Genomic DNA, 18,091 nt, shown 5'->3' with positions numbered 1-18,091 from the left:
ACGGCACGGGCCCTCAGACGGTCGTCCAGGAGTCGATCCGGAACCCACCGCCGGCGGCACTGATCCGCGCGCCCCGGCCGCCGTGGAAATGACCGCCGAAGACGGGTGCGGAGTGCTCCGCCGCCCAGCCGAGCATCCGGATCCGCGACCGCGCGGCAGCATCGGCGTCGAGCGCGTTGCGCTGCTTCGGGTCGAGGATCTGCATGGGATGGTGCACGAGATCACCCGCGAGCAGCGCGCGGTCGCCGCCCGAAGAGATCGTGACGGCGGCCGCCCCCGGCGAGTGTCCCGGAACGGCGACGAGCCGGACGGCGTCGTCGATCACGTGTTCGTCGCCGTCCCACAACTGCGTTTTGGCGTGCTCCACGACGGGCGCAACGCTGTCGAGGAACGTGGACACATACCCGAGCGGGTCCGGCGCGTCCCCGCTCTTCGCCATGCCCGACAACAGGTCGAAGTCGGCTTTCGGCAGCAGGTGCACTGCGTTGGGGAAGGTCGGGCGCCACTCGGCGCCCTCCAGCACGGTGTTCCACCCGATGCGGTCAGGGTGTAGGTGTGTGCACACCACCAAGTCTACGTCCTCCGGCCGCACGCCGAGCGCGGCGAGGTTGGTGAGGTAGCCGGTGTCGAGATGGTCGAACGGCGGTACGCCCGGGCGCGGCTTCCCGTTGCCGATCCCGGTGTCGACCAGACTGGTCCCGCCGCTGCGCACGAGGACGCTCTGCGAGCCCAGCCAGGCGTCCTCTGACTCTGCCGACCAGAAGACCGGCTCGAGCCAGCCCTTCTCCGCCTCCCACTCCTCGCGCCCGGAATCCGGCAGGAGCTCCGGCCGGGAGAACAAGTGATCGCTCCACTCGTGGACCCGGGTGACTTCGACCTCGCCGAAGGCCGAGGTGGTCTTGTCGGTCATGGGATTTCTTTCCCGCTGCGGTTTGGCGTTGCCCGCCCTCAGGGATGCCGGGGCCGGCCGAGCCGACGGTTTCACCAGTTGATGTCGTAAGGGAAAAAGACCTCGTCCTCAGGCGCCGTTTTGCGGGCAGCCAGGACCTTGGTCGCGGTCGCACCGGCCGGCACGCGCAGCGGCGGGTTCTCCTGCTCGATCGTGTCGGCCACGACCGTGGCTACTTCCTCCGGCGTCACAACGTCACCGCGGGTCTTGACCAGCTCGTCGAACAGCGGGCCGTACGGGTCGTCGCCGGCCCGGTAGACCTTGGCCTTCGCGCCGCCGTTGGTCGCCACCACACCTGGCTGGACCAAGCTGACCTTCACCCCGAAATGGCCGGCTTCGATGGCCAGCACCTCGGCCATGGCCTCCACCGCCCACTTGCTCATCCCGTACGGGCCGATGATCGGCAGCACCATCCGGCCCTGGATGCTGGACAGGAACACCAGGTGGCCGGACCCGCGTTCGCGCATGCCGGGCAGCGCGGCCTGGACAACGCGCAGCGCTCCCAGCGTGTTCAGGTCGAACAGCCGGGCGACCTCGGACACCGGGACGCTCTCCAGCGGCGCCCGCATGGTCTCGCCGGCGTTGTTGATCACGACGTCGATCTCGCCCGCAGCGGCGATCGCAGCGTCCACACTGGACTGATCGGTCACGTCCAGCCGGAGGCGCCGGGCGGTCGGCAGGTCGGCCAGGCTGTCCGGATTGCGGGCCGTGCCGATGACACGGTGACCACGCTTTGCGAGCTCCAGCGTCATGGCGCGGCCGATTCCCTGCGAGGCGCCGGTGATGAGGATTGAAGACATGTCTGGAATCTCCAGTTCACTGATGGGCTGGTGAGGTTTGCGGTGGTGGACGACACGGCACAGCGAGTTCGCCGTTCGGCCAGGACCCATCCACGTCAGGCAGCCATCCATGTCTCGCCGGTCCGACGTGGACCAGGTCGGGCAGGTGGCAGACCCACCCCTCCGATGGCGGCGTTGCACCATCACCCAGCCAGGCTAGCACGTATATATACCGACCGACATAATTAAGGTGCCTCGTCAGGGTGATTCACCTAACCCGCGATGTCAGTCGCGGACCGCGGTGAGAGCGCGGGCTCGGGCGACCACGGTGTCGCGGATCGCGTTGAACGGCTCGGGGCTGCGCAGTGCGCGCGAGGTCACCATTGCTCCTTCGACACCCGCCACGGTCGCGTGCGACAGCTCCCGGGCGTCGGCAGCCTCGGCGCCGAGCACCACGAGTTGAAGCGCGAGGGTCTCGGTCATGAGGACGAAGGCCCGCCGGCTGGCAGCGCCGAGTTCCTCTGAAGTCTCCCCGACCTCGAGCACCAGTGGCGCGATGGTGCAACCGCGCCCGTAACCGCTGGTCAGCATACCTTCACGAGCCAGCTCGACGTAGGCCCGAACCAGGTCCTCGGCCGACGTGGCCTCGCCGGCGAGCTGGTTGATCAGGTCGACCTGCTCGCGGGTGTGCGCCTCGGCCGCTTCGGCGGCCATCTGAACCTTGCCCTGGGGAAAGTGGTAGTAGACCGATCCGCGGGGGGACGCGCTGCGCTCGACCACGTCGGACAGGGCCATGGAGTGGTAGCCGTGTTCGCGGATGAGCTGGCGGGCGGCCCCGATCATGCGCCGCTTGGTGTCTGACCGTCTGACCATGCGGCGAGTGTACCGCGATTGCCTGTATGACGCCCGACATATATAGTCGCTCTCAGCGCTATGCCGGTCGACATAACACGGCCGCCTGCAGGCGATCCCGTCCGGAGCCGCTGCTCGCCATCCCGGACCGCACTCGCGTCGGCCAGTCAGATCCGGATCAGCCCAGTTTCACGAGGAGCCACGCCATGAGCCGTGCCGTCCGCTTCCACCAGATCGGCGGTCCTGAAGTACTGCAGCTCGACGACGTGCCCGAGCCGAAGCCGGGTGCCGGCGAAGTCCTGATCCACGCCCGCGCATGGGGGCTCAACCGAGCGGATTCGCTGTTCCGCCAAGGAATGTACAGTGTCGCCCCGGTCGTCCCGGGCGGCATGGGTTTCGAGGTCGCAGGGCTGATCGCGGCCATCGGCGACGGAGTCGGCGAGTTTCACGTCGGCCAAGCCGTCAGCGTGTTGTCCGGCTTCAACCTGCTCGACTACCCGATGCACGGTGAAGCGGTTCTCGCACCCGTCCACGCCGTCGTGGCCCACCCCGAAGAGCTCTCCTTCGAGCAGGCGGCCTCGACGTGGATGCAGTACATCACCGCCTACGGCGGTCTGGTGGAGATCGCGAACACGCGACCCGGGGACACCGTGCTGATCTCGGCCGCGTCCAGCAGCGTCGGTCTCGCGGCCATTCAGATCGCCCGGCGGGCGGGCGCGAAAGCCGTCACGCTGACCCGTACCGGCGCAAAGCGGCGACAACTGCTGGACGCCGGAGCCGACGTGGTGATCGCGACCGCCGAGGAGGACGTCGTCGCGCGGATTCGAGAGCTGACCGAAGAGCGGGGCGCGAGGGTCATCTTCGACGCGGTCGGCGGCGCCGCCCTCGCGACCTTGATCGAGGCCGCCGCCCAGGACGCGGTCCTCGTCATCTACGGCGTGCTCGATTTCACCCCGGCGACCGTGAACGTGATGGACGTGCTGCTCAAGCGGCTCACCATTCGTGGTTTCGGGGTCGCGGAGCTCGCGTCGGACAGCCTGCGTCTGGCCCCCGCGGTGGACTACGTCCGGAACGGCATCGTCGACGGCGACCTCGTCCCCGTCATCGACAAGGTGTTCCCGCTGGAGGACTACGCCGACGCGCACCGTTACCTGGAGCGCAATGGCCAGGTCGGCAAGATCGTTGTCGCCGTCGACGGCCGCACGGACGGCTGATGAGACACTCCCCCGTGGCGTCGGCGTGGTTTTGTCCGAAGTGGACCAGGCGGACCGCCAGGTCCACGTCGGCACCGTGCACAAACGAAAGGGTCTTCCTCGAATGATTGAAAGTCGACGACCGGGTTCTTCTCCGAGGAGAGCATTGGTTCTGGGTGGCGGCGGACCCGTTGGCGCATCGTGGGAGGCAGCTCTGCTTCTCGCACTCGGCGCGGCAGGATTCTCGGCCGCCGATGCCGATGTCGTCCTGGGAACGTCGGCCGGCTCGATCGTCGGCGCTTGGCTGACGATGCGCCCGGAAGGCCTCGCCGGGCTGCCCGACCGGATGCGCGCACGAGCGGCCTGGCACGCCGACCGCGCGGCGAACGGTCGCAGCGACCGCGAGAAGCTGACGCGCCTCATGACCAAGAGGTCCGATGCGGGCGCACCTTCGATGGTGGCCATGGCCCAGGCCGCGGTCGAAGCGGAGCCGCCTCTCTCGGCCGGCGAGGCCGAAGAACTGTGGAAACCGGGATCACCCGAAGGCTCGTGGCCGCGAAACCTGGCGATGGCGACGGTGAACGTCAGCACCGGCGAGGCACACGCGTGGTCGACCGACGATCACCTCCCGGTAGCAGTCGGCATCGCGTGCTCCACCGCGGCTCCGGGCGTCGCACCGGCCGTCGACGTGGCCGGTGCCGTCTGGGTCGACGGCGGAGTGCGCTCCGCCACCAACGCCGACCTGATCGTCGATGTGGGCGACCCGCTCCGCGGCGGGGCAAGGTGCTGATCGTGGCGTGCAGGCCGGCGGACGACATCGCGCGCGAGCAGGCCATTCTCACCGAGCGCGGCTACGACGTGCGAGTTCTCGTCTCCGATCCCTACTACCGGAAGCCCACTGATCTGCTCGACTCACGCTTCGTCGACGCGGCCACGCAGGCCGGCACACAGCAGGGACGCGAGGTCGCCGAAGATCTCGGGAAATGGTGGAACGCAGACTAGTTTTTCGCTCCACTTCGGACACTCACTGCACACGGCGAAATTCGCAAACGCCGCACCGATCACGGCGTCCGCGAATGCCGGGCGAGCGCCCCGGCCCAAGGTGTCCGAAGTGGACTACGAGGCCGGTTCAGCGGGCGGGAGTCACGCCTGGGGCCGCAGCAGGGGACGCAGGTCGTCCAGACGGTCGAACAGGTGCCAGACGTAGGAAGACGAACCGCTCTCCCGGTGCGGGTGCAGATCGGCGAGCACCGGGTCGGCGCGGTAACTTTCGAACGCCGCGCGCGACTCTCACTCCACGACGATCATGACCTTGCGCGGCTCGATGTCCCCGGTGACTGATCCCCGGAACTGTCCCAATGCGACAACGCGGCCGCCGTGCGCGGCGACCTCCTTCGGCGATCGCCGAGAGTAGGCCAGGTACTCCTCGCGATCGGCGATGTCGAACAGGTTGAGCGCGTAGACCGGTCCCCCGTCGTGCGGCTGCGCCATGTGTGCTCCTCGGGTCGAGTCGATGGTGTCCGGGCTGGGAAGCCGGCGGCTGTCGTGGTGTCGTTTCCACCCGGCCGGGCTTTCGCCGCCACCGTAAGCCTGTGCGCGCTCGGGTTCACGGGCGCTTGTGCGCCGGATCACGGTGCGAGCCGTCCTCCCCGAGTGACGACCCGGCTCTCGGCGACGTCGGTCTCCCCGCTCTGACCAGGGCAGACGCCGAGTTGACTTGCTCAGAAAAAGTCAGCACTCTACGGTTCCCCCATGTCGGAGACTCGATTGAACGCGGCCCCCGTGTCCGCCGGGCACAGGGCGTTCGCGGCCGGGGCGGCGACGCTCGCCGCGTTGTACGTCGGGAACAACTTGCCGAGTGCGTTGTATGCGTTGCTGCGGACGACGTTCGGCTTCTCGCCGTTGGTGCAGACGTTGCTGTACGCCGTGGCCGTGGCGGTGATCGTGCCGGGTTTGCTGGTGGCGGGGCCGCTCTCGGACGCGGTGGGGCGGCGGCCCTTGATGCTGGTGGCGCTGACGGCGTTCTTCGCGGGCGACGTGGCGTTCACCTTCGCGACCGGGACGGGCTGGCTGTTCGTCGCGCGCATCCTGCAGGGGCTCGGCATGGGCGCGGGCGCCGCGGCCGCCCAGGCGATGCTGAGTGACAGCGCGGGGCAGGATGCCGGCGGCCAGCGGCGCGCGGCGATGACCGCCACGGCGTGCGTCACGTTCGGGCTGGCGCTCGGGCCGGTGGTCGGTGGCCTGCTCGCGCAGTACGGCCCGCTGCCGCGGCACCTGTCGTTCGTGGTTCACGCGGTGGCCGTGGCGGCCGTGGCGCTGCTGGTGCTGCGGACGCCCCACCCGGTCCGCGCCGAGGGCGTGCGCTGGCGCCGGCCGCGGCTCGGGGTGCCGGCGGAGATCCGGCGGACGTTCGTGGTGGCGGGGGCGTCGTCGTTCCTGGCGTGGGCGGTGCTGGGCGTGTTCTCCGCGGTGGTGCCCTCGCTCGTGCAGAGCATGCTGGGCTCGACGAACCTCGCGATCGCCGCGGCAGCACTCGCGCTGATGATCGCCACGTCGGGGTTCGTCCAGTTCGGCGCCCGCAACGTGCCGCCGATCGCGGCGCAGGCGAGCGGGCTCGTGGTGCTCGCCGCCGGCCTGGCGTTGCTGGTGCTCGCGAACGGGAGCGGCGCCACGTGGCTGGTGGTGCCGGCGATGCTCGGCACGGGAACCGGGCACGGGCTCGTGTTCACGGGCGCGCTGGCGGAGCTCACCGTCGTCACGCCGCCGACCGAGCGCGGCGCGGTGATCGGGACGTACTACGTGGTCAGCTACGTCGGCCTCGGCGGACCGGTGGTCGTGGTCGGGCTGCTGTCGCTCGCGCGGGGGCTGCCCGCCGCGACCGTGCTCGTGGCCGCGGTCATCGGCGTGTTGTGCCTGGTGCTGGCACCGCTGGTGTTCCTGGAAATCCGCCGCCGGGCGGGTATCCGGTGACCCGTCCGGCGAGGATCGTCGTGGCCGGCCAGCCGTGCCCGATCGGCCGCGCGGCCGACGTACTCGGTGACCGGTGGACCCTCCTGATCCTGCGCTCCATCACCGCCGGCGCCACACGGTTCGACGAGCTCCACAACGATCTGGGCGCCTCGACCAACGTGCTCTCGAGCCGGCTGGCGGGTCTCGTCGGCGCGGGGGTGCTGACCAAGGTGCCCTACCGCGACGACCACCGCACCCGCCACGAGTACCGCCTCACCGAAGCGGGCGCCGACCTGCTGCCGGTGCTGCACGCGCTCGCCCGGTGGGGCGAGGACCACACCCGCTCCGACCGGCGCACCCGGCCGATGAAGGCCGTCCACGCCGTCTGCGGCACGGAAATGCCGTTCGGCGACCACTGCCCGCACTGCGACCGGACGGTGGCGCGAACCGAGCTCACCTGGCTGCGGCCCTGGCGCTCGGCCGTCCCGGTGCCGCTTGCCGAACCCGTTCACGACTGAGGAGAGCACACCGATGGCCACTGGACTTCCGGTCACCACGACCACCCACGACGTGCGCCGGCTCGCCGTGCCGCTCGGGCGGCCCTACGCCGAAGCGATCCGCCTGTTCGAGGAAACCGTGCCGGTGCTGGACCGCACCCGGTTCGAGGGCTTGCCGGATTGGGCCGCGGTCGTCGCCAAGGCCGACGAGGTCGCGCCACTCGGCTTCCTGCGGTTCGCGAGCATCGAGGTGCCGCCGTTCATGGCCGGTTCCGGATTTTCCTGGGACTGCACGGAATACCTGATGGGCAACCACGTGATCGCCGAGCGGATGTACCGCCACAACCCGACAGTGATGCTGCACGCGCCCCTGCGGCTGTTGATCCAGGCCGACGAGCAGGGCGACGGTGTGTTCGTGACCGACCAGCCCGGCACGCTGTTCGCGAGCTTCGAAGATCCGCGGGTGACCGCGGTCGGCCACCTGCTCGACACGAAGCTGGCCGGGCTGTTCGCCGCGCTCGGGGTCGAACCGCCTGCGGAGCTGACGCACTGAGGCTGATCTTCGAAGGAAACTCGCACGCCAGAGGCTCTAGACGACTGGTCTAATCGGCTGCTACCGTGATGACATGCCGGCCAAGGTGGACACACGCAAAACCCTTCTGGACACCGCTCGGCGGATCGTCCTGGCCAAGGGTTACGCCGCGGTCGGCATCAACGAGGTGCTCGCCGACGCCGGCGTTCCGAAGGGGTCGTTCTACCACTGGTTCGATTCCAAGGACGCCTTCGGCGAAGCGATGATGAAGAGCTACTTCGACGATTACTTCGCCACCATGGACCGCATCGTCGCCGACAAGGCGAAGAGCTCGGGCGAGCACCTCATGCAGTACTGGCAGTACTTCCACGACACGCAAGCCGCGGACGACTGCCAGGGCGGCTGCCTGGTCGTCAAGCTGGGCGCGGAAATCGCCGACCTGTCGGAAGCCATGCGCGTCACGACGAAGGCCGGGACCGCGTTGATCGTCGACCGGATCGAGCAGATGATCACCGACGGCGTCGCGGACGGGTCGGTGTCCATTCAGGACACCCCGCGCTCGACGGCCGAGACCCTGTACGACCTGTGGCTCGGGGCGAGCATGATCGCGAAGATCCACGGCAACCCCGGCCAGCTCGACCGCGCCATGGCGGTCACGCGCCAGGTCCTTCACGTCTGACGAACCACCACTGACCGCGGGTGTACCGGGCCCGGGTCAGCGCTGACCACTGCTAGTAGACCGGTCTAAGAGAGGATTTCCGATGTCCACCGAGCTCACCCGGTCCGACGCGACCGAACTCGCGGAGCTGATCCGCACCAAGAAGGTGTCCTCGGTCGAGGTGGTGCGGGCGCACCTCGACCGCATCGAAGCCACCAACCCGAAGGTCAACGCCATCGTCACGGTCGCCGAAGGTGCGCTGGAAGCCGCGAAAGCAGCGGACGAGGAGCTCGCCTCGGGTGTCGAGGTGGGACCGCTGCACGGCGTGCCCTTCACCGTCAAGGACTCGTTCGACACGGCCGGGGTGCTGACCCAGCGCGGTTCGCCGATCTTCGCGGGCCGCGTCCCGGACGCGGACGCCACCGCGGTCGCGCGGTTGAAGAACGCCGGCGGGATCCTCCTGGCGAAGACCAACCTTCCAGAGTTCTCCTACGCCGTCGATTCCGACAACCTGCTGACGGGCGACACGAACAACCCCTGGGACCTCGGCCGTACCGCCGGCGGTTCGAGCGGCGGCGAGTCCGGGGCGATCGCCGCCGGCATGTCGCCGCTCGGTCTCGGCAGCGACCTGGCCATCTCGGTGCGCGGGCCGGCCGCCCTCACCGGCATCGCGGCTCTCAAGCCGACGCACGGGCGCATTCCGATGACGGGGGCCTGGCCGCGCGAGCCGCGCCGCGACTGGCACGCCGGCCCCATGGCCCGCACCGTCCGCGACCTCGCGCTGGCGTACTCGTTCCTGGCCGGCCCCGACGGCGCCGACGGCTTCTCCTCCACCGTCCCCGCAGGGCTCGACGCCAGCCTGGGTTCCTCGCCGCAGCGGACCGTCCGCGTCGGCTGGCTCGTCGACTCCGGACTCGGCCCCGTCCACCCCGAGGTCGCGGCGACCGTGGAGGCGGCCGCGGAAGCCTTGCGGGGCGCGGGAGTTCACGTCGACGCCGTGAGCATCCCCGCTCTCGAGCGCGACACCCCGCTCGAACTGTTCAACCTGCAGCACGTGATGGAGGTGAAGCCCGCCTACGCCGAGGCCGCCGCGGGCCACGCGGACCAGATGTACACGGCCACCAAGTTCATGCGCGACGCCCCCGAAACGTCCATTCAGGACTACCTGCACGCCGAACAGGGCGTCGAGCGGCTCCGCGACGGTTTCGCGGCGTACTTCCAGCAGTACGACGCGCTGCTGCTCCCGGTGACCACCGTTCCCGCGCACAAGCACGGGACCACGGAACTCACGCTGGACGGGAAGACGCTCAGCATCTTCCACGTGATGTCCACGACCGCCCCGTTCAACCTGACCGGGCTCCCGGCCCTGTCCATGCGCTTCGGGACGACCACCGAGGGCCTGCCGATCGGCGTGCAGCTGGCGGCTTCCTGGCACGCGGAGTCGACGATCCTGCACATCGCCTCGTTGCTGGAGACGCTGAGCCCCGGTCCGGGGACTGCACCCCGTCCTCTGACGCCCCACACCACGCCGGGCGCCTCGAGGGAGCGGACTACCGACCCTCGAGGCGCCCGGCCACGTTCGGCTCCAGTCTCCGATGTGGTTCAGTTCGATGGGCGTGATCAGGCGGCCGAGACGCGATTCTGGTGCACCCGCAGGTTGATGGTCGCGAGCTTCAGCAACGGGGTGTCAACACCAAGCTTCTCGCCGCGCAGCACGACGTCGGCGAAAACGTGTTCAACCTCGGTGGGCAGCCCGCGGGAGAGGTCCCGGTAGAAGGAGGGCGCGAAAGCCGAGTCATGCGCCGTGAGCAGCTCCCTGGTGGTTCCGAACTCCCGGCCGGTCATCGGATGGCCGGCCGCGGCGGACACGGCCGCCGCTTCGGACAGGACCGCCGTCGCGAAGTCCGCACCACCGGGAACGGCGGCGATTTCGCCGATGTTGCCGTGCATCAGAGTGGTCACCGCACCGGCCGAGGCGATGAACACCCATTTGTGCCACATCTCCGTGACGATCCGGCCGGATGTCGCGAAAGGGAAAGCGGCGGAGCCGAAGCCGTCCGCGAGCGCGGCCAGCCGGGGCGTCTGCTCGCCGGTTTGCTCACCGATGACCATGTCCGCGAGCGGTGCCAGCTGGCGGATGTCGCCGTTCTCGTCGACGAACGTGACGACCTTGACCACCCCGCCCAGCACCGAACCGGTTCCGAACCGGTCGTTGAGGACATCGAGGTGGGCCATGCCGTTCAGGAAGGGGATGATCCCCACTCCCGGTCCCACCGCCGGGGCGAAATCCTCGATCGCGGCCGGTAGCGCGTCGGCTTTGACCGACAGCAAGATCGCGTCGTACGCATCGGAGAGCTCCCCCGCGACGAGCAGCTCGGGGTGCAGCACCTCCGTGTGCTCCGCGCTCACGATGCGCAGGCCGCGCTCACGCAGCACCTCACGACGTCGGGGCCGAACCAGGAAAGCCACCTCGTTGCCCGCCTGCAAGAGCCGCGCACCAAAGAAAGCGCCCGTCGCTCCTGCGCCGACAACCAATACTCGAACCATGCCGAAACCTCCGAGAATTCAACGCGCGGCATCACAGCGCAGCACCTCGGCAGCGTAACACTGCTGGCTTTTAATAAACAAGCCAGAGATCGCGATCGCTGGTCAGAGGTTCGCTTCGCGAGCCCAGACGTCCAGTGCACGCGCGTCTCCCCGCACATCCAGACCCGTGGCATCGCGCCGCTTCCAGAGCAGCAGGAGCAGTTCGCCCGGCCAGGCGGTCACTTCTGCGTCCACTGTGGCCGGCCCGCGGCCGAACTCCGGTGCGCCCGGCCCGATCCGCACCCACCACCGCGATCCGGTGCCGGAGCAGGTCAGGCCGAGTGAAGTGGGCACTGTGGAGCGCAGGCTCGTCGGCGGCCCACATCGTCCAGCAGTCCAGACCGGCCGGCGCGGTCCCGAGGGCCCCGAGCACGTCGTGGTGAGCGTGACGAGGTCGTCGCGTGTCCAATCAGGACAGAACGGAATACGGTCGCCGGCACCGGCCCGGTGGGCCGCAGCCGATCAAGCTGGGCCCTGTTCTGCCAGCACGTCGAGGTAGTACCCGACGTTCGACTGCGATGCGCACACGTACTCGCCTGGCCCGGATCGCCGCCGCCACGACCGCGCTGGCCGCGGCCGCCGTATTCGTGGCGGTGCCGTCGTCGGCGGCGCCGCAGCAGGCCGACCACCATGCGCCGGCGAACCCGAAGCCGACAATCATGTTCCATGACGTCACCGACCACCCGTTCGGCGGCACACCGATCGCCCGGGTCGTCTCCGAGACCGACGAGCGCGGCAACGCACTCCCCGGCGCGGCAACCTTGATCACCGACGGCCACGACGGCGCCCTCACCGCGACACCTGGCTACGACGACGTCACCGGATTGGGCTCGCCCGCGCTCGGCTATCTCGCCACCTTCTCGAAGTAGCTTCCCCCACCCGTCCTGGTGGCTCAAGATCAACGACGTGGACTACTCACACGTCCTTCGAGCTGACTCAATTCCTCGCCGATGAGTTCACGAGCACGCTGAAACGCGTACCAGATGCACTCTTCACGATAGCCGATACCCATCGCATGTGCCCCGGTGAATCCCTGCAAGAAGACGAAGTATTCCAGCGGGCCGCCTTGCTTGGTGCGCATCAAGTTGATGAGAACCGGATGCTGGTAGACTTGGGATCCTGCTCGATCTCGCGCTTGATCCATTCGGCGACCATTCGCACGCCGGCTTCATCGAACGTCACGTCGATGCCGTTGTAGTTGAGCAACCGTGTGAGCTCTCCGAGCCTGTCCTCCTTCATCAGCATGAAATCGTCATACGCCGCACGAGCGCGAGATTGCTCCATCGTCCGCAAAGGACCCGGCTGTGTCGGAATATAGGGAAACCAGCAACCGAGTTCCATCATGAGGTGCCGACCCTTTCAATCCTCGCAAATCGGGCGATCCGCTGACAAGCTGTCCACGCTGGACTGCGGTGCCTCGAGCAACGCCTTGTCTCGACTGACTTCCGCCGACTTGTCGATACGGTGCGACCACCGCTCCCTCGATCACGGGCAAGTCGCCGACCTTACCCGGCCACGAAGGTGATTCGTATCCGCGTGAGCCGGCCGCGAACCGGTAGTTCGCCGCGGGAAGCCGTTCGGATGTAGCGCCGGCAACACCTGGCCAGAGCCGTGCCGGCCAAGGTGGCGCGAGGTTGGGCCAGAACGCCGGACGGGCCCGTTCGGTTGCCTTCGCCGGCAGTGTTTTCGATCGCAGAGAATTCCCTGGTGGAGCTGTATTTCTCGGTCGTATCCTCTGCTGATGGATCTGGGGATGACCGGCGCGGGTGAGCCCCCGCGCCAAGAAGACGACGAACCTCTCTTAGCCCGCACCGGGCGGCTGCCGAAGCCGGACCCGGTGACCTTGGACCGAGCCGTCCGGGTGCGCATTCGCCAAGCCGCCGGGGCCGTGGCGCTGTGGGTGCCCGCGCGAGTGGTCGCGGTGGCGAACGACGCGCGAGGTGGGCCCTACATCGTCGTGGACTACTCGGCGCCGGGCCTCGAAGGCGGGATCAGGCGCGACTCCCAGATCCGGTACTACGTCGGCGAAATCTTGACGGCGTACTACGACCCAGCCGATCCGTCGCACGTGCGCACCGCGGACGAGCCCAACGGCGACGACTCCTGGGGCTCGATCGTCGTGGTCGTCCTCGAGTTGGGCGCGTTCTCCTGGGCCCTCACGTACACGGTGGTCATGGTCCGGCGCCGGCGGATCGCGCGCCGCTCCGGATGGCAACCGGTCAAGGTCGCGGCGCTCGGCCACGGGTCGTTCTTCCTGAACCGCGCCGGCCGGGACCGGAAGTCGGTCCGCATCGTTGCGGCAGTCGGCAGCCACTATTCGTTCCTCACGGCGGCGCCCACCCGCGCGTGGCTCTCCGGCGAGGTTGAGCGTCTGGGTGCCGGTGGTGCCGCACGACCCTTGGAGCAAGGGCCCGTACGCCATCCCGCTCAGCCGCTTTCACGGCAACAACCCGCCGCCACGGGGACGCCGCCGATGACCACGCACGAGGACTGCCGCCGCGGGCGAATCCGGCGCCGGGGTGGTGTGGTTCTGCCCTGGTGGCCGGTATGCCGCCGTGGGACACTTGACGTTGATCGTTCCATGGTGCCGCACCGGTGCCGCCGGCTCTGGACTTCGGCAAGTGGGACACCACGCCCGAATTGTCCGGAGGTGTCGGGTAATGTACGCCGATCGATCGCCGGAAGGGCAAACCGGCGTGCTGCTCATCGGCACCCGCGGGCCGGCGGGACCGGGTGAGGTCCTGCTCCGGATCCGCGGAGGCACCGAGACCTACCGGGCCTATTCCGAGGTACCGCTCGCGAAGGGCACGACCGTCCTCGTCGTCGAGTCCCTCCCCCATCGTGCCGTCGAGGTCATCGCCTGGACGGATCCCTTCACCAGCAATTAGGAGAACGACGATGTTCGGTTATCGCGTGCCCGCGCCCGACGAGGCGATGCTCATTTCCGGCGGGAAGAGCAATGGCACAGGGGGAGCGCCGTTCCGGGTGGTCACCGGGCACGGCGCGTTCGTAATGCCGTTCTTCCGGAAAGTGCGGTTCCTGACGCTGAGCATGTCCGAAGCCGAGGTATCGGAAACCTGTGTGACGAAGCAGGCCATCGCGCTCAACGTCCGTGCGGTCATCGCGTTCAAGGTGGGCAATGACACCGAGAGCATCGTGAACGCCGGTCAGCGATTCCTGTCCGACCAGGAGCAGATGTCGATCCTGACCGGCCGGATCTTCGCCGGCCACCTGCGTTCGATCGTCGGCTCGATGACCGTCGAGGAAATCGTGACCGAGCGGCAGAAGCTCGCGACCGAAGTCCTCGACGGGTCGGCCGCGGAAATGGCGAAGATCGGCTTGACGATCGACTCCTTGCAGATCCAGTCGATCGACGACATGAAACTCGGCTACATCGCCGCGATGGCCGCACCGCACAACGCCGCCATCCAGCGCGAGGCCCAGATCGCGCAAGCTCGCGCCGACCAGGCCGCGGCCGAGGCGGCACAAGAATCGCAGCGGCGGCAGGCGGAGTACGCGCGGCAGACCTCGGTCGTGCAGGCGCAGTACAAGGCCGAAATCGACCGGGCCCAAGCCGAGGCAGCGCAGGCCGGGCCACTGGCGCAGGCCACGGCCCAGCAAGAGGTGATCGACGCCAGGACCGTACTGGCGCAACGGGAAGCTTTGTTGCGCCAGCAACAGCTGGTGGCAGAGGTCGTCAAGCCCGCCGAGGCGCAGGCCGAGCAGGTGCGGATCATGGCGCGGGCGGACGCCGAGGCGACGGAGGTCACGGCCGCGGCCGCCGCGTCCCACAACCGGGTCGCGCTCGACCGATTGCTCATCGAGCAGCTGCCGCAGATCGTGAAGGAAGCAGCCGCGGGCCTCAGCGGCGCGAACGTCACCGTCCTCAATGGAGCCGACGGACTCGGTCAGGTCGCCGCCGGGCTCGTCGGTCAGGGGCTGGCGATCCTCGAATCCGTGAAGAAGAGTGTCACCGACTCCGGCACGCAGCGGCCGGCGGTGGCGGAGAACGCACCTGCCGAGCGGGAGAACAACCACACTTTGACGAGCTGACGACACCAGCACCGGTGACCCGGCGGCGGCCTGGCCGGATCATGATTCCGGCCAGGCCGTTCGGGAGGCCGACGACCCGGCCACGGGGGCCGATGTCGAACACGCGGATCACGTCGACACCTCGGCTGGGCGGCCCGCTTCACGTCAGCTTCGAGAGGTCTTTGACAGCAGCCACCGTCAGCACTCGCACGAGGCGAGGCGCGGCGCGGCGCGGCCAACGCAGCGCGATCATGCGCACGGCCAGCCCCCACAATCGGTCTGAACGGCGGATTTCTCTGTCATGGGCCGCGGAATTCCCTCTCCGATGCGGATGTCCCAGCCGAATCCGAACAGGGCACCGTTGTTCGGATTGCTGATCCGGACGGCGACGCCGTGGGCCGCGGCATGGGCGTGGAGAGCATCGAGCAGGATGCGACGCGAGTTCACGCCAACCCACGCAGTCGCCGCGGAGGTCGGGGAGAGCGTTCCGTCGGCAAGCTCGAACGCGATGCCGTGTTTGCGCCCATACGTTCCCAGCCCGATCAGAAGCGTTGCGGCGACCTCGTCCGCGGCGGTGATGCGGGCACCCCAGCGTTTGATCGTCACGGCGCTGAGGTCGTTCGCGGCCCGCCACCACCGCTGCCTCCGCTGAACCCCCAGAAGGTGCCCGAGATGCCCGAGGTGACGGAGTTAAAGTTGTCGCGCACCGCCGTCGGCAGCCTGCGGCGTCCGTGATGCGCTGCATTGGCGGACACCACCCTGTATCGCATCGCGACACCTCTGACCCACTACGCCCTTTGCCGGCGCACCCCAGTCGGTTTGCCCGAGCTCCCTGCCGAGCATCGGCGAGAACGGCGCCTGACGCGTTAGGTGCCGTTCTCCGCAGTGCGATCAACGGGTCGGCTGGGTCACCGGCTGTGCCGTGCCGCTCCCCTCCGCGCCGTCGATGAGCTGAAAGCACGGGGGCCCTGGCCGGCGCACGATGCGTCCGTGACCGTGCGCCGGCCAGGTTTCCACCACAGCGAGCCCGAGCCCTCGACATCTCGGCCTCGCTCCCAGTAACCGGGACCATCGGACCCGGCGGCGGCCCGTGTTGCGCGACAGCTGACGGTCTGGCACCGGCCGGTGTTCGTCTGGGCGAAACAAGATAGCTCTGCGGCGGGACCGGCGTCGTGGGCCGGCCGACATTCCTGCAGGGCGGCCGCGGGGTCGGTAAACCCTCGGGAGCGCTCAGGTACGCTGAACTCCATCAGACGCCTCAAAGATGAACGCGAGATGAACGAATGGGCCATCGACGTGCCCGACCGGACAAGGGGTCCGCGTTACCGACGTTTGACGGAAGTTCGAGCTGTCAAACTGCCGACCGCGAACTGAAAGCTGCCCGACCTGAGGAAATTCGATGAGCGGCCGCACCATCTCCCCGCCACACGCGAGCAAATGATTCACAGATCGACGTCGCAGTACGTCTCCCAGCTGGCGAGCGAACCGGGATGGGACATCGACCGCAGTATCACCACCGGCGACTGGTCGACCGCAGAGTGGCGCGATGGCCTCGCAAAAAAACGAGAGTCCGTGCTCGCGGTATGCCCGAATCTTCGACGGCGTTGGATTCGTGAGTTTTTTGCCAAGTGGCACGCAGAACTTCGTGCGAAGGAGGCGTCAGAACCCGCAGGTTCCTTCTTCATGAGATCCAGTTGCGTCGGGAGCCAGAGATAGCAGTCAGGATCCGGCGCGCGATCCCGAAAATCAGCAGGACAGCCCGGAACCTGCGCAGCAGCCTCACGCGGGCCAGATTCCCGAACTGCCCCGCCGGTGCGAGCCGAACAGATGGGTGTCGACGATGCCGATCGCCTCCATGAGCGCGTACATGGTGGTCGGTCCGACGAACGCGAACCCGCGCCGGCGCAGCTCGTTCGACAAGGCGACCGATTCGGCGGACTTCGTGGGGATCTCCTCGAACCATGCGGGGCGAGGAGTGTCCGCCGGCCGGAACGACCACACCAGGTCGGCGAGGCCCGTTTCCTCGCGCAGAGCGATCGTGGCGCGGGCGTTGGCGATGGTCGCCTCGATCTTCCGCCGGTTGCGCACGATCCCGGCGTCGGCCATCAGCCGTTCGACGTCGGTCTCGGTGTAACCGACGACCGTGTCCGGGACGAAGCCGTCGAACGCCGCGCGGAAGGCGGGGCGTTTGCGGAGGATCGTCGCCCACGACAGGCCCGCCTGGAAGCCTTCGAGACTGATGCGCTCGTAGACGCCGTGCTCGTCGGTGACGGGCATGCCCCACTCGGTGTCGTAGTAGTCGCGAAGTAGCGGGTCCGCGGCCGCCCACGCGGGCCGGGCGAGCCCGTCGTCCCCGACGACGACGCCGCGGTCCGCTTCGGCGGGGTTCGTCGCCTGCGTCATGCGTTCACCTGTCGAAACCGGTCGTGCACCACGCGCCACAAAGCGCCGTCCGCGGTGGTCCCGGCCAGGCCGTCCAGATGGGCGAGGCCGACGAGCGCGAGGGTGCGCGGATCGCCGATTCCGGCAGTCGCCAGCGTGCGGTCCGGGCTCCAGCGGGTCGACCACAAGAGGCGCCGGGTCATCTGTGCCCAGCCGGTCACCGGTCCGGTCATGATCCACAGATCAGGGTCCGCGGCCGCGAATCGTGAGGCAGGGCGCAGCCAGGACGCCGCGGTCTCGGGCCAGGTGACCGTGCCGAGGGTCCGGCCGCCGGCGCGGTCCCACGCGGATTCGACCAAGCGTGCGGTCGCGAGCGCGCGGGCAGTGCGGCCGGAGCCGACCGCGATGTCGCGGGCGCCGCGGCCGCGGGCGAGCCGGACGATGGTCTCAACTTCGGCGTCGGTGGCGATCAGGTCCGTGTCGTGAGTCGCGGGCCTCGTCAGCAAGGGGCTGGTCAGAGCTTCCATGTTTCGCCGTTCTCCCGGGCGGTCTTCCGTTTCCGGTGGCGGTCCTCGCAGCACGTCCCGCGGGGGCGGAACCTGCCGCGGCCGCCTCGTCGACGAAGAAGACACGATCCGTGACGTAGCCGCCGCCGGCGATCGCGCGCAGCGCGCACGGGCAG

21 protein-coding genes and 1 pseudogene are annotated in these 18,091 nt (G+C 68.7%); 11 read left to right on the top strand and 11 right to left on the bottom strand.

Features of this window, described 5'->3' with window-relative positions; translation table 11 throughout:
• Positions 1-13: 13 nt before the first annotated feature.
• From AB0M56_RS17040 to AB0M56_RS17030, 3 genes are all read right to left on the bottom strand, one after another.
• Positions 14-910: an MBL fold metallo-hydrolase gene (locus AB0M56_RS17040; protein WP_364176584.1), complete on the bottom strand. Its 897-nt coding sequence runs from the start codon at positions 908-910 to the stop codon at positions 14-16.
• A gap of 71 nt (positions 911-981) precedes the next feature.
• Positions 982-1,749, bottom strand: a complete 768-nt coding sequence (locus AB0M56_RS17035) for an SDR family oxidoreductase (protein WP_364176581.1) — start codon at positions 1,747-1,749, stop codon at positions 982-984.
• Positions 1,750-2,013: 264 nt separating this feature from the next.
• Positions 2,014-2,601: a TetR family transcriptional regulator gene (locus AB0M56_RS17030; protein ID WP_364176578.1), complete on the bottom strand. Its 588-nt coding sequence runs from the start codon at positions 2,599-2,601 to the stop codon at positions 2,014-2,016.
• Between the two features lie 26 nt (positions 2,602-2,627).
• Between AB0M56_RS17030 and AB0M56_RS17025 the strand changes: the two genes are divergently transcribed.
• From AB0M56_RS17025 to AB0M56_RS17015, 3 genes are read left to right on the top strand one after another with little or no spacing between them, the layout of a single operon-like run.
• Positions 2,628-3,794 carry a zinc-dependent alcohol dehydrogenase family protein gene (locus AB0M56_RS17025; RefSeq protein WP_364176575.1) on the top strand — a complete coding sequence of 389 codons (1,167 nt, stop codon included), beginning with the start codon at positions 2,628-2,630 and terminating at the stop codon, positions 3,792-3,794.
• A 40-nt stretch (positions 3,795-3,834) separates the two neighbouring features.
• Positions 3,835-4,563, top strand: coding sequence for a patatin-like phospholipase family protein (locus AB0M56_RS17020; protein ID WP_364176572.1), 729 nt, complete (start codon positions 3,835-3,837; stop codon positions 4,561-4,563).
• A gap of 2 nt (positions 4,564-4,565) precedes the next feature.
• Positions 4,566-4,775, top strand: coding sequence for a hypothetical protein (locus tag AB0M56_RS17015; RefSeq protein WP_364176569.1), 210 nt, complete (start codon positions 4,566-4,568; stop codon positions 4,773-4,775).
• 288 nt (positions 4,776-5,063) lie between these two features.
• Here the strand turns inward: AB0M56_RS17015 and AB0M56_RS17010 are convergent, their stop codons facing one another.
• Positions 5,064-5,264, bottom strand: coding sequence for a DUF1330 domain-containing protein (locus AB0M56_RS17010; RefSeq protein ID WP_364176567.1), 201 nt, complete (start codon positions 5,262-5,264; stop codon positions 5,064-5,066).
• Positions 5,265-5,525: 261 nt separating this feature from the next.
• On the opposite strand from AB0M56_RS17010, the gene AB0M56_RS17005 reads away from it, so the two are divergent.
• From AB0M56_RS17005 to AB0M56_RS16985, 5 genes and pseudogenes are all read left to right on the top strand, one after another.
• Entirely contained in the window at positions 5,526-6,743 is a 1,218-nt protein-coding gene (locus AB0M56_RS17005; RefSeq protein WP_364176564.1) for an MFS transporter, read from the top strand.
• 20 nt (positions 6,744-6,763) lie between these two features.
• Complete coding sequence (locus tag AB0M56_RS17000; RefSeq protein WP_364176561.1) at positions 6,764-7,240, top strand: helix-turn-helix domain-containing protein; 477 nt, start codon at positions 6,764-6,766, stop codon at positions 7,238-7,240.
• 13 nt (positions 7,241-7,253) lie between these two features.
• Positions 7,254-7,772, top strand: a complete 519-nt coding sequence (locus tag AB0M56_RS16995; protein WP_364176558.1) for a hypothetical protein — start codon at positions 7,254-7,256, stop codon at positions 7,770-7,772.
• A 73-nt stretch (positions 7,773-7,845) separates the two neighbouring features.
• Positions 7,846-8,430, top strand: coding sequence for a TetR/AcrR family transcriptional regulator (locus tag AB0M56_RS16990; RefSeq protein WP_364176555.1), 585 nt, complete (start codon positions 7,846-7,848; stop codon positions 8,428-8,430).
• A gap of 82 nt (positions 8,431-8,512) precedes the next feature.
• A pseudogene (locus tag AB0M56_RS16985) lies at positions 8,513-9,850 on the top strand (amidase); the annotation flags it as partial.
• Between the two features lie 179 nt (positions 9,851-10,029).
• On the opposite strand, the gene AB0M56_RS16980 reads toward AB0M56_RS16985, so the two are convergent.
• Together AB0M56_RS16980 and AB0M56_RS16975 are read right to left on the bottom strand one after the other, a co-directional pair.
• Positions 10,030-10,956, bottom strand: coding sequence for a 2-dehydropantoate 2-reductase (locus AB0M56_RS16980; RefSeq protein ID WP_364176552.1), 927 nt, complete (start codon positions 10,954-10,956; stop codon positions 10,030-10,032).
• A 102-nt stretch (positions 10,957-11,058) separates the two neighbouring features.
• The gene (locus AB0M56_RS16975; RefSeq protein ID WP_364176549.1) at positions 11,059-11,289 is read right to left on the bottom strand and encodes a hypothetical protein; all 231 of its coding nucleotides are present in this window, start codon (positions 11,287-11,289) and stop codon (positions 11,059-11,061) included.
• A 107-nt stretch (positions 11,290-11,396) separates the two neighbouring features.
• Here AB0M56_RS16975 and AB0M56_RS16970 point away from each other — a divergent pair, with 107 nt between their 5' ends.
• The gene (locus AB0M56_RS16970; protein WP_364176546.1) at positions 11,397-11,864 is read left to right on the top strand and encodes a hypothetical protein; all 468 of its coding nucleotides are present in this window, start codon (positions 11,397-11,399) and stop codon (positions 11,862-11,864) included.
• 29 nt (positions 11,865-11,893) lie between these two features.
• Here AB0M56_RS16970 and AB0M56_RS16965 read toward each other — a convergent pair whose 3' ends face one another.
• Both AB0M56_RS16965 and AB0M56_RS16960 read right to left on the bottom strand, forming a co-directional pair.
• A complete protein-coding gene (locus AB0M56_RS16965; protein ID WP_364176543.1) occupies positions 11,894-12,076 on the bottom strand; it encodes a hypothetical protein in 183 nt (60 codons plus the stop codon).
• Positions 12,076-12,339, bottom strand: a complete 264-nt coding sequence (locus tag AB0M56_RS16960) for a hypothetical protein (protein ID WP_364176541.1) — start codon at positions 12,337-12,339, stop codon at positions 12,076-12,078. Before AB0M56_RS16960 ends, AB0M56_RS16965 begins: the two co-directional genes overlap by 1 nt.
• A gap of 409 nt (positions 12,340-12,748) precedes the next feature.
• On the opposite strand from AB0M56_RS16960, the gene AB0M56_RS16955 reads away from it, so the two are divergent.
• Both AB0M56_RS16955 and AB0M56_RS16950 read left to right on the top strand, forming a co-directional pair.
• Positions 12,749-13,732 carry a DUF3592 domain-containing protein gene (locus AB0M56_RS16955; RefSeq protein WP_364176540.1) on the top strand — a complete coding sequence of 328 codons (984 nt, stop codon included), beginning with the start codon at positions 12,749-12,751 and terminating at the stop codon, positions 13,730-13,732.
• A gap of 104 nt (positions 13,733-13,836) precedes the next feature.
• Entirely contained in the window at positions 13,837-15,048 is a 1,212-nt protein-coding gene (locus AB0M56_RS16950; RefSeq protein WP_364176537.1) for an SPFH domain-containing protein, read from the top strand.
• A gap of 228 nt (positions 15,049-15,276) precedes the next feature.
• Here AB0M56_RS16950 and AB0M56_RS16945 read toward each other — a convergent pair whose 3' ends face one another.
• The 3 genes from AB0M56_RS16945 to AB0M56_RS16935 all read right to left on the bottom strand — a co-directional run bounded on the left by AB0M56_RS16945 (position 15,277) and on the right by AB0M56_RS16935 (position 17,936).
• Complete coding sequence (locus tag AB0M56_RS16945) at positions 15,277-15,633, bottom strand: hypothetical protein (RefSeq protein ID WP_364176534.1); 357 nt, start codon at positions 15,631-15,633, stop codon at positions 15,277-15,279.
• Between the two features lie 1,173 nt (positions 15,634-16,806).
• Entirely contained in the window at positions 16,807-17,430 is a 624-nt protein-coding gene (locus AB0M56_RS16940; RefSeq protein WP_364176531.1) for a DNA-3-methyladenine glycosylase I, read from the bottom strand.
• Positions 17,427-17,936, bottom strand: coding sequence for a hypothetical protein (locus AB0M56_RS16935; RefSeq protein ID WP_364176528.1), 510 nt, complete (start codon positions 17,934-17,936; stop codon positions 17,427-17,429). Before AB0M56_RS16935 ends, AB0M56_RS16940 begins: the two co-directional genes overlap by 4 nt.
• Positions 17,937-18,091: the final 155 nt, after the last annotated feature.

This window comes from Amycolatopsis sp. NPDC051372 (assembly GCF_040682095.1).
GTDB lineage: Bacteria > Actinomycetota > Actinomycetes > Mycobacteriales > Pseudonocardiaceae > Amycolatopsis.
Note: the sequence above shows the minus strand (reverse complement) of the source record. Positions and strands in the feature narration are given on the sequence as shown.